Here is a 15,042-nt window from a genome sequence, read left to right on the forward strand (position 1 = left end):
CAGTCACGTCTCCCGCGTGCGTCAGCCGGCCAGCGCCGGTATTCGGGTCTGCTGCGACAGGTCGCGCAGCGGGTTGAGCGTCTGGGCGCCGATGCGTTCGCGTAGTTCGAGGTCGGTGACGCCGAGGCCGGTTTCGGGAGCCAGGGCGAGTACGCCCACCTTTCCGATGTGCCGGTTGTTCTGCACGAGCCGGGCGGCCTCGGCGGCCTCGGTGAGGGGACGGACCTCGGAGAGGATCGGCACCAGCTTGCCGAGCTGGAACAGCCGGTTGCACTCCCACTGCTCCTGGAGGTTGGCGGCGTGGCTGCCGATGATCCGCTTGAGGTTCATCCACAGGTAGCGGTTGTCGTACCGGTGCCAGTAGCCGGTGCTGGAGCCGCAGGTGACCACCGTGCCGCCGCGCCGCACGACGAACACCGACAGCGGGAACGTGGCCTCGCCGATGAAGTCGAAAACGACGTGCGGGTCCTCGCCGGTCTCGCTGCGGATGACCCGGCCGAGCCTGCGGCCGAGTTCGGCGGCGCGCTCGGGGGTGAGTTCCTCGTTCCTGCCGAGTCCGATCTCCTCGCGGTTGATGATGACGTCGCAGCCGAGTCCGCGCAGCAGGCGGGCCTTGGCCTCGGAGCTGACCACGCCGACCGGGATGCCACCGGCGTTCTTGACCAACTGGACGGCGAAGCCACCGAGTCCGCCGGTGGCGCCCCAGATCAGAACGATGTCGCCCTGCTTGATGCGGGCGCCTCGGTCGCTGATCAGCATGCGGTAGGCGGTGGCGGCGGTCAGCATCGTGCTCGCCGACTCCTCCCACGTCAGATGGGTGGGCTTGGTGAGCAGCTGACTGGCCCGTACGACGGTGTAGTGGGCGAGCCCGCCGAAGTTGGTCTCGTATCCCCAGATACGCTGCTCGGCGCCGAGCATTCCGTCGGCGTGGGTGGCCGGCTCCTGGTCGTCGACCTGCACGCAGCTGACGGTGACATGGTCCCCGGCCCGCCAGCGGCGCACCCCGGCGCCCACCCGCACGACGACGCCTGCGGCGTCCGAGCCGAGCACGTGGTAGGGCTGGTCGTGGCGTTCGGCCCAGCCGCCCTGCGCGCCCAGCTTCCGCAGGAACCCGAAGGTGGACACCGGCTCGAAGGTCGCGGACCAGACGGTGTTGTAGTTGATGGAGCTGGCCATGACCGCGACGAGCACCTCGTCGGGGGCCAGCTCCGGCATCGGCACCCGGCCCACGTGGAGCGAGCGGCGTACGTCCTTGTCGGCGTCGTCGCCGAACATGTCGACGTCCTCGCGGCGGGGGTGCACGGCGAGGTAGTCCTCCGGGAGGGGTTCTCGCTCCAGGGTCTCCGCGCCGGCTCCGTTCAGCAGAGCATCAGCCAAAGAGTCCATGCCATTCCTTCGTCGTCGGCGGATGTCCGCCGCGCGGCAGCGCGAGAACACGCATGCCGGCAGCGGGAATTCGAGAAAGAGAGCCGAACCGCAACCGCCGGCGGACAACACCGCCGATGAATGTCGGGCTGCTCGGTTCGAGCGAGAGAAAGGGCCGGTATCCGGCACGTCGCTGGGTCGGAATCCGGTGCGTACAGACGGCGGAGGACCCCTACGGATGATCCCCCGAACTTCCGTTTGCGATAAAGACGTTACGCGGTGCGAACTGTTGTCCCCCACCCCTTACCACCCCTACAGCCCCCTAACCTCGATCTTTCGTGATGGCTCGTCAGTTCAAATGGCGGGCCGTTTCGGTCTGTTGGGCAGGTTGCGGGCAGGCTGATGTCCCGGTTGTCGCGTCGGGTGTGCACCGGGTTCCACGGTTCCGGTGGGGTGGTTCAGGTTCGACGGGCCGCTTGATGTGCCTGCTCAGTCGGGGTTCGGGAGGGTGTCGAACTGCCGGATCGCGTCGGTGACGACGTCGGTCCAGGGCCAGTGGCGGGCGCATTTCAGCTGCCGACGTCGGCCGGTGGTGACGAGCTGGGCGGCGGCGGAGAACAGGCGGAGTCGCAGTCGGCGGGGCTCTCATCTGCGGGCTTTGCCGGCCAGGGCGAGCATCGGCATCAAGGCGAGCAGGTCAGGTGCGAGCTGGACGATCTCCAGCCAGATCCGGTTCTGGGCGGTGTCGTGCAAGGGCAGGTTGCGCAGGTCGGTGGCACGGGCGTTTCGCGTGCGGTCCTCGGCGCGAGCGCGTCGGCGGTACCGCAGCTCCAGCTGGACGATGGGAGTGCCGGCGGTGCTGGTGGCGAAGCAGGTGAGCGGCAGTCCGTCGGCGTCGGTGAACCGAACTGGGCGCCGGGATGCGGACGTTCCTGCGGACGGTCAGCCGCATGTCGATCGGCCAGCCCTTGAGCACGTCACCGTCGAGCTCGGCGACCCAGGGTGCCGTCGCGGATTTCCCCGCCCGACTCGACAGCCACCGTCCAGGCCGTGGCGGGAACCCGCAGAACGGCGTGGTGGATGGCGTCGGTGATGGTCATCCCGACCGAGTAGGACAACCGCCGGCCGCGCTTGGCGAGGCAGGCTGTGAACTCGTGAGTGCCACCGTCGGAATCGGTACGGATCAGCGTCCGGCCGCCTCGCCGGTACTTCTTCGGCAGCTGGGCCAGGGCGAGTTCGGCGGTCTCCATGTGATCGCTGGCGGTGTTACTGCCCGCATTCCCGGGTCGCAGCAGGCCGGCCACCGGCTCCCCGCTGCCGCCGCTTCCGTGGTCGACGAAGCCCATCAACGGGTGGCGCCCGAACGTCTTCTCCAAGGTCGCGGAGGCGTCCTGCTTCTCGGAGTGCGCCAGCACCAGCACCCCGTCGATGTCCACGATCACCTGCCCGCCCATGTCCGGAGCCGCCGCCCCGGCCTACTTCCAGACCTTCTCGCGGACTTGCGCCCGCGCGGTGCGGATCGCCGCCAGGGCCTTCGGCCCGACTGATGCGAGGGAATCGATGAGGCGGGAGACGGTGGGATCGGAGGCCACCGCACCGAACACGGCCGGCTCGGCCCGCAGCATGCCCACGTATGCCAGGCAGTCCCCGCCGAGCGCGACCGCGAGGGCCACATCCAGCAGGATCTTCCCCGGATCGTGCACCGCCCGCGGCCTGCGCCACGGTGTCAGGGCCGTCGATATCACCCGACCCAGCCCGGTCTTGCGGACCGTCTCCACCAGCAGGATGCCTCTTTCCTGCGAGACCACTGTCCGGCCACCGCCCCCGACGCGGACCCGAGGGTAGGAACCGATACGCTTCTTCACCTGGGAAGTGCCTCCGACGGTGACAGGAACAAGGACCTCGACAATCCTCATTCCTGCTGTTCAGAGGCACTTTTTGTTTGTCCGACCACCCGTCGGACACCGGGCTTCGTGAAAGCGCGAGGCCAAGGCGGCCGGAAATCGGATGGCCTTTCGGGACAGCGACGTCTCCCTCCGGAGCCGCCGCCAGCTGGCTCAGGACGTGAGGCCCGCGAGCGCGCGTGCCAGGCGGCGTGCGCCGTGGGGGCCGGCGGTTTCGGCCTCCGCGCAGGCGGCGGCCACCAGTTCTTCGGTCTGGAGGGCGGGGGTGTCGTAGGGGAACGACGCGGTGGTGCGTACGACCCAGGCCAGTGTGTCGGCAGACGCGGTGCGTCGCCATGCGGTCAGGGCTTCGAGGGCCGCCAGGGGCCCGGCCGCCCGTTCCATGTCGGTAGCGTCCTCGCTGCCGGCGTCGCCGCTGGGCCACTGCCGGAAGATCACCCAGTACGTGGGCGCCGGGCCGCCGGTCGTGGAGCGGGGGGCAGTGTCGGTCAGCGGGTTCTGCTCGTACCCGTCGTTCATGGCGTCCTCTCGTCCGGAACAGGGGAGATCACAAACCTTCATGAAGGTATTTTGTTTACTCAAGGGTGTGCCGGCACCCCTTCCCGGGGCATCGCTCCCCTGCGACCGCTACCGCCCGCTCACGCGAGGACCGTGCGGCGGGCAGCCCGCAGCCCCTCCAGCAGTGCGGCGGACTCCCCCACCACGGTGGGGTGCCCGACCTCCAGCAGCATCGGCAGATCGGAGACGTGGTCGCCGTACGCATGGCAGTCGGCGGGGTCGACATGCGGGTGGCGGGCCAGCAGCGCGCGCACGGCCCGCCGCTTGCCCTCCCCTATCATCGGTGCACCGGTGACCTCGCCGGTCAGCACCCCGTCCGCCACGACGGGCCGGGTACACAGAATGTGGGCCGCTCCACACTCCTCGGCCAGCGGGTCCAGGACAGCGGCGAACGAACCGGAGACCAGGGCCAGTTCGGCCCCCTGGGCCCGGTGCCGGCGCAACGCGGTTCGCGTGGCGTCGACGAAGAAGCCGCCGGCAGACCGGCGGACGGCGTACCAGCGCCGCCCCGACCGCCTGACCTCCGCGAGGGGCTCGCCTCGCCAGGCCCGGTAGAACAGGGCGTTGGCCTCGTCCCGCCCCCCGCCGGCGGCGGTCACCGCGGCGAGTTGCGCCCGCACGCCGGCCGCGTGTCTTCGGCCGTGTGGGCCATGGCGCTCGGCGAAGTAGTGGTCGAGAAACTCCAGTAGGCCTTTGCAGTGGATCAGTGTCTCGTCCACGTCGCAGAAGACCAGATGCGTGGGCTCGCCCGGCCGGGACCGGGTGGCGGCATCGTGGATGGTCCGGTCAGCACTCATCGGACGGCCGCCGCAGCCGCGTCGGCGTACGCGTCGGCGGCGGGCCCCAGGCTCAACACGCCGTGGGCAGCGATGGTGTGCAGATCGCGCCAGCAGCGCTGGAGTTCGCCGTCGTCCTCCCGCACGTGGACCCCGCCCGTGCGGAACAGCCGCTCGACCGCGCCGACCAGGAGGTCCGTGGCGACCGCGGTATCACGGCGGTTGAGCGCCACGGCCCGCGTCGTGGCACGAACATCGGCGAGGTCGACCCCGTCGGCCCGGCCGGCGGCGGTCTCCAGCAGCAGCCGGGCCGCCTCGCTCTCGGCGGAGGACCTGGCCAGCGCCGCCCGCGCCGCGCCGTCGGCCTGCAGGGGTGCGACGCCCGCCGGCCCGGACGGCCGGACGGCCCAGCGTGTCCACGCCGCCAGGGCATGACGGGCGGCGCCCAGGCCGGCTGCCGCGAAGATCAGTCCCGCGCAGAGCATCGCCGGCACGACATGACAGCGACCGCGTCCCGCACCCGGCGCACCGGTGAGCAGCTCCGTCAGCGGGAAGCTGCGATGGTCCGGCACCTGGACCCCGGACGCGACGACGGTGTGGCTGCCTGTGCCACGCACGCCAGTGGCATGCCAGCTGTCGCACACCCGCACGTCCGCGGCGGGCACCGCGAAGACCCGTACGACCGGTCGGCTTCCTGGGACGTCCTCACCGACGCGTCTTCGATCGGTTCCGGCCCCGGACGCTGTGGATCGCTGGTCCGCGTCCTGTTCGACGGCCGCGAGCAGCAACCAGTCCGCGAAGCCGACACCGCTGACGCAGGACCATTCGCCGCGCAGCCGCCATCCGGCGCTCACACGGACCGCGGTGCCGTTCGCCGGCATGATCCCCGCGGCGATCCGGACATCCGGGGACATGGCCCACAGGTCGCGCTGCCCCTCGTACGGCAGATACGCGGCGAACCGGCCGTGCGCCGCGTACAGGGCCGCGCACCAGGCTGCCGACGCGCAGGCGTCCCCGACCGCCGCCGCACGGGTGAGCAATTCCTCGAACGTTCGCTCATCGCCTCCCCAGCGCCTCGGCACGAAGTGCCGACTGAATCCCGCGCGGGTCAGCGCGTCCATGGCCTCGGGCGCGAGACAGCGCTCGCTGTCCGCGGCGGTCGCCCCCGCGGCAACGGCCACGACTGCGTGGTCCAGGACATCAGAGGTCAAGCCGCGCGAAGCAGTCGGCTGCGCGGACGGAAGCTCTGTGACAGTCACACTAAGCCCCTTTGGACAATTAATGACGACTACTCGGTCGTGACGACGACCGGGGTCGTAAAGATCAAGGCGTCGGTCGTGGCGACGACCACAGGTCGCGTCGCTCGGACGACCGACCGGAAAGGACGGCACACCTCACAGGAATTCCGTCACGGCGGAATGTCCACGGTAAGCGCCCGAAAGTTACCCCTCGGGAGGAGAGGCAGGCACGGCCCCGACAGGGCACAGGCCGATGTCAGGCGACTTGCTCCGCCACCGGCAACGCCGCCCACACCATCCTTGCCGTCGCGACACCCCGGCCCGACTGCGCCGCGTCCACGCGGAGCTCGCCAGAGCCGCCACGTGAGGCGGGCTCGTAGCCGCTGTGCACCTGGAGCCGGACGGGTGCGTCAAGTTCCGCGAACGCCAGGCAGTCGATGCTCGCCGCCGTCAGGAACACCGTGGGCTCGCCCGCTTCGCCGCACGAGGATGATGTACGGCTCAGAAGATGGCCGAGCTGACGGAAGCCTTCCAGCATCATCATCATGGGAACGTGATCGGTGGGGTGATCGAAAAGGATGGCATGCCCCACCGCCGCGCGGATCTGCCAGTCGCTCCGGCTGACCCGCTCGAGGACGCAGTCCTTCTCCCGCAGGCGCCCCACGCACGCGGCGGGAATCCTGGTCCCCTGTTGCGGCACCTGCGCCTCCGCGTCGGCGGCCGACGGCGCGCCGCGCCGTCGCAGAAGCCTGTATCGCTTGTCGTCCAAGGCGATCGCCGACACCGAGCCGCGGCCGCAGACGCTCCCGGCGATGGTCAACTCCACGTCCACGCGCAGCGAGACCCGGTTCGGCGGCCGGCTCTCCAGTTCGGTCCAGCGTGCCTCCAGCACCGGCTGGAGCGGGACGTCGGTGACCCGGAACATCTCGGGATCGGTGATCTCGAACTGGAAATCGCTGCCGATGAAGTGGTGTGTGAGCGGTATGTCGTAATAGGCATGCGCCAGATAGACCATGGACTGGCGGACGGTCTCCACGAAGACCAGCGGATCTGTCAAGCCGCCGTTGTCCGGGTAGTACAGGGCATGATCTCGGGGCCACTGAGCCGCAACGAGGAACCGGTCTCCGCCGAGGGCCTGCGCGTCCGTGAGGAACACCTCGGAGACGGCGGCGCGATGGACCATGTGCCTGGGCACAGTCTGAAGGTGGCTGAGGTGGTGACGCGACACTTCTGGTATGTCGCTGCTTCCCATGGACAGGACTGACCTGTCACGCATAACTCCCCCATTGATTAGGCGTGGTGCAGGACCGTTGTCAGCCGACGCGGGGTGATGTGACAATATACCTTCGCGAAGGTATTTACAAGCGCGGTCGAGAACCCCCACTCCGCCCGCGGACGAGCCGTGATCTGAGCTTTACAACGAAGGAGGTGCCATGGCTTCGCGTCAAACAGCCAAGAACGAAGGCATGGGAGCGACCAACGCCAGGGGCACGCAGCTGAAACAGGAACGTGCGCTGCAGACCCGGCAGACGGTGCTGGCCGCGGCGGCTCAGATGTTCGCAGATCACGGGTTTCCATCGGTGACGATCATGCAAGTGGCCGAGCACGCCCAGGTGACCAAAGGGGCGGTGTACTTCCACTTCGCCAATAAAGAGGCGCTCGCGCAGGCGGTGGTCGATGAGTTCTACCGACGGCTACCGATCATCGTGGCACCGCCACTCGCGAAAGGCCTGCCTCCCCTACGGACGGTCAACGAAGTGCTGCACCTCACAGCCCTCGCCTTCAAGGACGACCTGGTGATCCAAGCAGGTGCCCGGCTGCAGATCGAGCGGTCGTACATCAACGCGGAGCTGCCGCCGCCGTTCACCGCCTTCGAGGCCATGATCGAGGAACTGTTCACCCAGGCCGACGAGGAAGGCGCGCTGCAGTGCCGTCTCTCCCCCGCGGGCTATGCCCGAGTCCTGGTCGCCGCCTTCTTCGGTGCGCAACACATCTCTTGGGTCCAGTGCAACCGCACGGACATCGTGGACCGTGTCCGCGAGATCATCGAGGTGGTTGTCCCGACCAGGGCTGATCAGCCTCTTGCCGGGCGCCGACTTGCGCGTCCACTCCGGGGGCAACCGTAGCCATTGCGGTGGTCGACTCCACCGTCGCCGTCCTGCCCGTCTTCAGACAGCCCGGGAGTGCGCGTCCGCGCGGCGGGTCTCGCAGGACGGCGCGGAGCCGGTTGAGAACGCGCGTCCGTTCGTGGACCGGGGCGCCGTGCCGTTCGGTCGGCAGCCGCAGAATCGCAAACGGCGCCGCACCGCTCCCCGGACGGTCAGCCAACCGCGCACGCCATCGGCGCTGCCGTACAGGCAATCACCAACGCCGAAGCCATACGCGTCCTCCCTGGGACTTTTCAGGGGCTTTCAGTGCTGTCGGAGGGACTCGTGAGGGACTTTCCGCCGTCTGCCCCGGCAAGCCCCCATATCCGAACGTGGCGGCAGACGAGTCGGGCTGCACGCCGGGGATGATCACCACATCTCTACCACCTGGGCAGACATGCCGGCTGATCCGCTCGATGGCTACTTTGGTGGCTACTTTGGGCGCTACTTGACTCTCCGGCCAGGACCCACGCATGGTGCGGCCGCGCCACCCTCAACTGGGACTGCGCGAGCCCGGCAGGACGGTGACGTTCGAGCTGATCCAGACCGATCCCGCGCAGTAAGGAAGGCGGCCCGCCACCTACGGAACGTCCGGAGACCACGGCTACGGCGGTAACAGACTGCGAACAGAACCCTCTGCTTCGCAAGCACCGCAGCAACGTTCCCTACCTTCGCGCTGAGCCGCTCCCTGGGGAGTATGAACGGCGTTGGGTTCTAAGGTACGGCCGTGAGCATCGAGGAGCCGCGGCCGAGCCGAGCGCGATCCGCGTCTGCTGCGTGTATCGCATGCGGACCGCGATCGGATGGTGGAGATCCTGCGGGATGCGGCGGCGGACGGCCGGCTGGACATCGATGAGCTCGGCGAGCGGGCGGAGCGTGCGCTCACCGCGCGTATCTTCGCGGATCTGGAGCCGCTCGCGGAAGACCTGCCGGTCGCGGCGCCTGCTCCGCCGACCGTCCGTGGTCCCGCCGCGACGGCTCCGGCGGACGGCGAGTTGGAACGGCGGCACGTGAACGGCGAGCGGCTTCACCGGGAGGGTGCGTGGATGGTGCCGCGCGTCATCAAGCTCGATGTGCACGGCGGCTCGGCGCGGCTGCCGGAGGGCGAGCAGAGCACGCTCCGCGTGTCGACGCACGGCACACCGGGATCAGCGGCCTGTGTTCATGAAGATGCGTCACCGAATGCGGTGTCGCATCAGAACCGCGTCACCAAGACACCCCCGGCCTCACGACCACACCGGCCCACCGGTCCAGCTGATCACCCGCAGCCTGCACCAGAACCCTGGCAGGCTCCTGCACGCCGGATTCTTCCGTGACCTCCTCGCCCATCACCTCACCAGCGAACAGGTCACCGCCCAACCCGAGACGGCCACCTACTGGGGCCGCTACGCGGAGCGGCACTCCTACGACTCGGAGCCGCAGGAGACCGCCTTTACCAGGACGATGACGGCGGATCCGGCCGCGGGAGCAGCGCCTGAGCCGGTACGGCGACGGCACGCGCACGACGACATCCGGCGTGTGCCCACAGAGCGATGGCGGAACCCCCCGCACCACCGGTCCCGGAGGATCTCGGAGCGGCAGTGCGGGGAGCGGCCTCGTACACGAGAACAACCACTTGCCTTCGGGACGCCAGTCAGGCCGTTCGGCACGCGGCCCGAACCGGAAGGCGGTCGGGATGAGCGCGGCCGGGCCGACCGGAATCGGCTCCGGCGTCGCGCCGAGCGCATTCTCAGCGCGCGGTCTGCCGGGCCGCGCGGATGCAGGTGTCGAGGATGTCGACGGCGGTGTCGACGTCGGCGTCACTGTGGTCCGCCATCGCCTGCATGCGGAAGCGGGCCGCGTCGGAGGCGACCGCCGGCTGCTCGACGAGGTGCGCGACGAGCCCGGCGCGGGCGATGAGACCGGAGGCCGTACGGCCGGTGGGGGTGTCGCCGATGAGGACCGGGACGACCGGGCAGACCACGTCGCCCATGACCTCCAGACCGCGGGCGGTCAGTCCCTCGCGCAGCCGGGTGGCGACGGCCGCGACCGCCGCCCGGCGCCGGGCACCCTCGGGCGACTTCACGATGGACAGGGACGCGAGGGCCACCGCGGTCTGTACGGGGGTGATGGCGCTGGAGAAGGTCTGCGGACCGCCGAACATCCGCACGTATTCCCGCGCCGAGGCCGACGGCGTGGCCAGGAAGCCGCCGGTGGTGGCGAACGTCTTGGAGAAGGCGCCGACCACGAAGTCGACCTCGCCGAGGGTGCCGTGCACCTCCAGCTGTCCGCCGCCGAACTCGCCCATGGCACCGAAGTCGTGAGCCACGTCGACCATCAGCTGGGCGCCGAACTCGCGGCAGATGCCAAGCAGTTCGGCCAGCTGTGGGGTGTCGGAGTCCATGGAGAACACGCCCTCGGTGACGACGAGGACGGCGTTGGCGGTGTCGGTCGCGCGGATCTTCGCCAGATGGCGCCGTACGGCGTCGTTGTCGAGGTGCCGGAAGAACTCCACGCTCGCTCCGCTCGCGGCGGCGCCCTGGCGCAGCGAGTCATGGGACAACTTGTCGAGCAGGATGTGATCTCGGCGGTGCATCAGTGCCCGGATGGTGCCGAAGCCGGACGCCCAGCCGGTCGGGAAGAGCGCCACATGCTCGGTGCGCAGAGCCTCGGCGAGCCCGGCCTCCAGCGCCCGGCTGATCGGGGTCGCTCCGCCCAGAGCCGGGGAGCCGGCGGTGAGCGGGCCGTAGTCGCGCAGGGCCTGGTGGGCAGCGTCGAGGACGGCGGGGTGGGAACTGAGGGAAAGGTAGTCCTGGCCGCCGAAGTTGGGACCTTGGGTGACGACCCCGGTGTCGGAGACGACGGTCGCACGGGTCGTCAACGCGGCGGTCTCGTAGTGGCGGAAGTACGGCCAAAGGTCGGCCTGTTCGCGGTCCCGCTGCCAGGCCAGGTAGGCGTCGTTGCGGCTGGTCAGATCGGATCCGGACACTACGCGAAAGCGCATGATGTCCTTCTCCTGGGCCTCGGTCCGCCGGTCGCCGAGCGGCCCGGCCGCGGGGGTGGTGCCGGGCACGGTGGTGGTCATGTTCGTCAGCTCCTCGGTGCGGGCATGTGGGGGCCCGCTGCGCGAGCGCCGGTCAGGCGCCCTCGGCGACGTTACGGCCCAGATCAGGGCCAACTGCCTCTCGTTGACGGGGCTTTGATGGGGGGCGAGCCCTTTCTAACGTCGGCCTTACCGAGGTCTTGAGCTTCACGGCGCCTACTCCGGCCGGGACGCGCGGGTCACCCCCGCCCCGGCCGCCACCGAGGACCGCACGGTCAGGCGCCTCAACGAACTCGCCGACCTCCTTGTCGGCCGCGGCGCCGCTCGAACACCCCTTACGCCCGAGGGAGTTGACGCATATGTCCAAGCGCGCCCGCAAGAAGAAGGCCCGCCGAAAGAAGAAGGCCAACTACGGCTCCAAGGCCGGCGGTCACTGACCCGACCGGAGGGGCGGGCGAACGGACGAGACCGGTCACACGCCTCACGCCGTCTCCGCCCGCCCTTCCCTGTCACCTGGCTCAGGAGGTACCGATGGTCGAACTCGCACCCCGCCAACTACCCGCCCTCAGCCGCTGGTTCCCTGCCGGAGTCCCCGGCCGGGCCACGATCGGCGAGCACGTTCTCACCACGGGCGTCGGCCAATGGCGGGCGGACCGTGAGCACCAACCACACGTCATCGCCGTCTCCTGTGCCGGCCAGGTCGTACTGCGCGGCGCCCCGGACGCACTCGGCCCGAAGAACTGGCGTCCCTGGCGAACACCCACATCAACGCCCCCGCCCGCTTCCTTCCGACCCTCGGCGCCGCCTTCGACCGCCTCATCCAGCGGGAACGCATGGTGTGGACCCTCCAGGCCGATCCTCAACGTCACACCGTCCCCCGCGAAGTATCCGTACGTCGCCTCGAACCCGCCGACACAGACGCACTGCTCGCCCTCGGTCCGGACTCGGCCTGGATCCACGCCAGTTGGGGCGACCCGCTGAGTCTCGCGGCCTCCGGCCACGGCTGGGCGGCCGTGGACCGGAAGGGGCGGGTGCCGGCCATCGCCTGCACGTACTTCCGCGGCACACGCTACGAGGACATCACAGGACGCGGCCACGTCCCCAGTTGGAACTGCTCCGTGTTGAACCGGGCCGGGCGCCTCCTGGCCGCCTGGGCCGCGGGATTCCGGCTGGTGCGCGAGTACGTCCACTACGCGGTCGGGAGTCCCGTACATCAGAGTCGGCTCGCCGCGCCGAGCCGATACCCATGATGCCGTTCCTGAAGACGAAGGCCGGTCCGGGGAACGAGTACCTCAACTGCGAAGGCGCATCCAACATGAGTCCCGACGCGGTACAGATACGCCGCCAGAACCGGAACATGTACTGGTAGACCGCTCTGTCGGTACTCCAGTACAGGCCGAAGAGCCGTCACTGCTCCCTCTAGTAAGAGGCGGGATCAGGCATCGCCGACGGAAGTAGCGACCGACGTGAGCTTGTTGAAGCGCGGCAGGGCGGCGGCGCCGACCGCGAGGAGGGCGACGATGGACATCTGCACGTACTCGACTCCGGCGAACGCGTGGGCGACGTTGTGCGGTGCCAGGGTCAGATACAGGGTGCCGAGGGTGGCCACACCGAGGGCGAGACCGCTCTGTTGCAGAGTGATCAGCACGCCGCTGCCGACACCGGCCAGGTGGGTGGGAACGTCGGCGAGGACGCTGCGGAACAGTCCGGCGAACAGCATCGACTGTCCGGCACCGACCAGGGCCAGCGGTACGGCCATCCCCCATAGGCTGACGTGCGGCCAGTTCCCGAGCAGGAGCGTCACCAGTGAGGCCAGTCCGGCGAGTTGGACGACGGCGCCGGCGGACAGCGCGGCCCGGCCGAACCGTGTGATCAGGCGGGGCGCGACCAAGGAGCCGGCGAAGAAGAGCAGGGCCATCGGCAGGATCGCCAGCCCGCTGTGCAGGGCGTCGGCGTGCAGGCCGTTCTGGACCGTGAGGGCGAAGACAAACATGAACGCGCCGAAGCCGACGCTGAAAGCGAACACCATGGTCAGGCCGCGGGACATCGACGGCAGGCGCAACAAGGACGGCGGCAGCAGCGGAACCTCGCCGCGCCGTTCGGTGCGCTTCTCGACGACGTAGGTGGCGGCGCCCAGGACGACCGCGACGGCGAGCAGCAGCCAGGTCCACCACGGCCAGCCCAGGGAGTGACCTTCGGTCAGCGGCACGAGCAGGGCGGTCAGGGTGGCGGCGAACAGCACGGTGCCTGCCAGGTCGATGCCGACCGAGTGGTGCGAGCGGGTGTCGGGCACGATCCGGGCCGCCACGAACAGCACCACCACACCGATGGGTACGTTGACCAGGAAGATCGGGCGCCAGGACGTTCCGGCGATGTCGGCGCCGATCAGCAGGCCGCCCACCAACTGCCCGACCACGGCGGCGATTCCGGAGGTGGCTCCGTACAGGGCCACGGCGCGGGACTTGCGCTCTCCTTCCAGGACATGGTGGAAGGTCGCCAGGACTTGCGGGATGAGCAGGGCGGCGGTGGCGCCCTGGACGATGCGGGCCGCGATCAGCGCACCCACGTTCGGGGCGACACCGCAGGTCAGCGATGCCAGCACGAAGCCCACGAGCGCCCCGAGGAAGACACGGCGGCGGCCGTAGCGGTCACCGAGTCGGCCCCCGAGGACCAGCAGGGTCGCGTACGCGACGCCGTACCCGGCGATCACCAGCTCCAGCGACGACGCGGAGGCGTGCAGCGAGGCGTCGATGCTGGGCAGGGCCACATTGGTGATGAAGAAGTCCATGATCGGCAGGAACGCGCCGACCAGCAGGATGAAGACCCCGACCGGGTGGAGGCCACCGGCGCGAGCCGTGGCATGGGGCGAGAGTGCTGCCCTCCCGGTACGCCGGGAAGAAGTGGTTGTCGTCATGACAGCTCCGAGAGAACGGAAGTTATGAGCTCATAACTATGAACTCATAATGAGTATGTGCCCATAACTACTTGCCGGCAACCCCGTACCCTGGAGCCGTGATGAAGGACCATGCGCACCAGACAGGCCCGACACCAGGACCGGACCACGAGCAACGGTGGGCCGAGCTGGCCGACCTCACGCTGATCATCAGCCGCGAGATCCAGTTCCGCGGCTACACCGACGAGCGGGCCGTCCCACTGTCCCCGTCCGAAGGCATGGTGATGCGCTACCTGCAGCACGAGCCCGCCGCCCCGCCCAGCCGCATCGCCACAGCGACCGGACTGCAGCGCACCAACCTCTCCACCGTCCTGGGCGGACTGGAGCGCAAGGGCCTGATCGAGCGACACACCGACCCGGGCGACGGCCGCGGGGTGACCGTCCACACCACCGAACGCGGACGCGCCAACTACGCCCTTGTCCGCCGGGAATGGGCAACGGCCGTCTCCACAGCCGCCGACCACGACGCCGAACACCTCGACGCTGCCCTCACCCTGCTCACCGCCGTGGAGACCGGACTGGCCAGGACGCGACCACAGGCCCGCGCCACACGTCCGGCAACAGAGACCTGACTTCCCGACATGCGCGCCGCGACCAGGCCCGACACACCCGCGCCCAGGCCGTCGCGGCCCGCAACACAAGTCGCTGATCGCTGCTCCCGCAACCCATCGGACGAGCCCGCACATCACGTCGCACGCGCCCTGACCGCAGAGTTCCCCTGGGGAGTACGGACGACTCCGGGGAGCGCGTGGGGAGAACCGGCTGCGCAACGCGGCACGATCCCGAAAGAGTCCGAAAGAAATATCCACGCGGGTCAGAGTCGGTAATCATCACATCGCCGCAGGTCAGCACCCCCAGGTAGACACCTTCAAGAAGATCTCCTCGCCCTGCCTCCTGCCGGTCCCCGACCTGCGCTTTTGGCACCCGTCAGGCGCCGGGGAGGATCTGGGGAGGAACGACTGGCAGCCCAGGGTTCGGGCGGCGGTCCCGCGCTCACCCGATGCCCCGCACGGCAGCCTTCTGCCGTGCCGGACAATCCCAGTTCCGTGTCGCGGACAGTGATACCGGCGGGGAGGGCC

The 15,042-nt window shown here is 69.4% G+C and carries 12 protein-coding genes and 2 pseudogenes; 6 read left to right on the forward strand and 8 right to left on the reverse strand.

All coding sequences use genetic code 11. The features are described 5' to 3' along the window. Positions 1 to 21 precede the first annotated feature (21 nt). From ccrA to OC490_RS07250, 6 genes and pseudogenes are all read right to left on the reverse strand, one after another. On the reverse strand, positions 22 to 1,386 hold the full coding sequence (ccrA, locus tag OC490_RS07225; RefSeq protein WP_262056974.1) for a crotonyl-CoA carboxylase/reductase: 1,365 nt from the start codon (positions 1,384 to 1,386) through the stop codon (positions 22 to 24). Between the two features lie 468 nt (positions 1,387 to 1,854). Continuing rightward, positions 1,855 to 3,230: pseudogene (locus tag OC490_RS07230) on the reverse strand (IS1380 family transposase). Positions 3,231 to 3,422: 192 nt separating this feature from the next. After that, positions 3,423 to 3,788, reverse strand: a complete 366-nt coding sequence (locus OC490_RS07235; protein WP_262056975.1) for a hypothetical protein — start codon at positions 3,786 to 3,788, stop codon at positions 3,423 to 3,425. A gap of 119 nt (positions 3,789 to 3,907) precedes the next feature. After that, positions 3,908 to 4,624, reverse strand: coding sequence for an HAD family hydrolase (locus tag OC490_RS07240; RefSeq protein WP_262056976.1), 717 nt, complete (start codon positions 4,622 to 4,624; stop codon positions 3,908 to 3,910). Beyond that, positions 4,621 to 5,784 carry an oxidoreductase gene (locus OC490_RS07245; protein ID WP_262056977.1) on the reverse strand — a complete coding sequence of 388 codons (1,164 nt, stop codon included), beginning with the start codon at positions 5,782 to 5,784 and terminating at the stop codon, positions 4,621 to 4,623. The genes OC490_RS07240 and OC490_RS07245 overlap by 4 nt, the downstream gene beginning before the upstream one ends. Positions 5,785 to 6,097: 313 nt before the next feature. Next, on the reverse strand, positions 6,098 to 7,093 hold the full coding sequence (locus tag OC490_RS07250; RefSeq protein WP_262056978.1) for a ScbA/BarX family gamma-butyrolactone biosynthesis protein: 996 nt from the start codon (positions 7,091 to 7,093) through the stop codon (positions 6,098 to 6,100). 181 nt (positions 7,094 to 7,274) lie between these two features. Between OC490_RS07250 and OC490_RS07255 the strand changes: the two genes are divergently transcribed. From OC490_RS07255 to OC490_RS07265, 3 genes and pseudogenes are all read left to right on the forward strand, one after another. Further along, positions 7,275 to 7,967 (forward strand): ScbR family autoregulator-binding transcription factor, encoded by a 693-nt coding sequence (locus OC490_RS07255; protein ID WP_262056979.1) that lies wholly within the window; start codon positions 7,275 to 7,277, stop codon positions 7,965 to 7,967. A gap of 794 nt (positions 7,968 to 8,761) precedes the next feature. After that, positions 8,762 to 9,304 carry a DUF1707 domain-containing protein gene (locus OC490_RS07260; RefSeq protein WP_262057193.1) on the forward strand — a complete coding sequence of 181 codons (543 nt, stop codon included), beginning with the start codon at positions 8,762 to 8,764 and terminating at the stop codon, positions 9,302 to 9,304. Continuing rightward, positions 9,282 to 9,338 (forward strand): annotated as a pseudogene (locus OC490_RS07265) (hypothetical protein); the annotation flags it as partial. The gene OC490_RS07260 and the pseudogene OC490_RS07265, both read left to right, overlap by 23 nt. A gap of 379 nt (positions 9,339 to 9,717) precedes the next feature. On the opposite strand, the gene OC490_RS07270 reads toward OC490_RS07265, so the two are convergent. Then, complete coding sequence (locus OC490_RS07270) at positions 9,718 to 11,052, reverse strand: aminotransferase class I/II-fold pyridoxal phosphate-dependent enzyme (RefSeq protein ID WP_262056980.1); 1,335 nt, start codon at positions 11,050 to 11,052, stop codon at positions 9,718 to 9,720. Between the two features lie 263 nt (positions 11,053 to 11,315). On the opposite strand from OC490_RS07270, the gene OC490_RS07275 reads away from it, so the two are divergent. Together OC490_RS07275 and OC490_RS07280 are read left to right on the forward strand one after the other, a co-directional pair. Beyond that, positions 11,316 to 11,447: a hypothetical protein gene (locus OC490_RS07275; RefSeq protein ID WP_262056981.1), complete on the forward strand. Its 132-nt coding sequence runs from the start codon at positions 11,316 to 11,318 to the stop codon at positions 11,445 to 11,447. Positions 11,448 to 11,843: 396 nt separating this feature from the next. Then, the gene (locus OC490_RS07280) at positions 11,844 to 12,260 is read left to right on the forward strand and encodes a hypothetical protein (protein ID WP_262056982.1); all 417 of its coding nucleotides are present in this window, start codon (positions 11,844 to 11,846) and stop codon (positions 12,258 to 12,260) included. A 185-nt stretch (positions 12,261 to 12,445) separates the two neighbouring features. On the opposite strand, the gene OC490_RS07285 is transcribed toward OC490_RS07280, so the two are convergent. After that, complete coding sequence (locus OC490_RS07285) at positions 12,446 to 13,924, reverse strand: MFS transporter (protein ID WP_262056983.1); 1,479 nt, start codon at positions 13,922 to 13,924, stop codon at positions 12,446 to 12,448. A 101-nt stretch (positions 13,925 to 14,025) separates the two neighbouring features. Between OC490_RS07285 and OC490_RS07290 the strand changes: the two genes are divergently transcribed. Further along, positions 14,026 to 14,535, forward strand: coding sequence for a MarR family winged helix-turn-helix transcriptional regulator (locus OC490_RS07290; protein ID WP_262057194.1), 510 nt, complete (start codon positions 14,026 to 14,028; stop codon positions 14,533 to 14,535). Positions 14,536 to 15,042 lie beyond the last annotated feature (507 nt).

Source organism: Streptomyces sp. STR69, assembly GCF_024519455.1.
GTDB lineage: Bacteria > Actinomycetota > Actinomycetes > Streptomycetales > Streptomycetaceae > Streptomyces.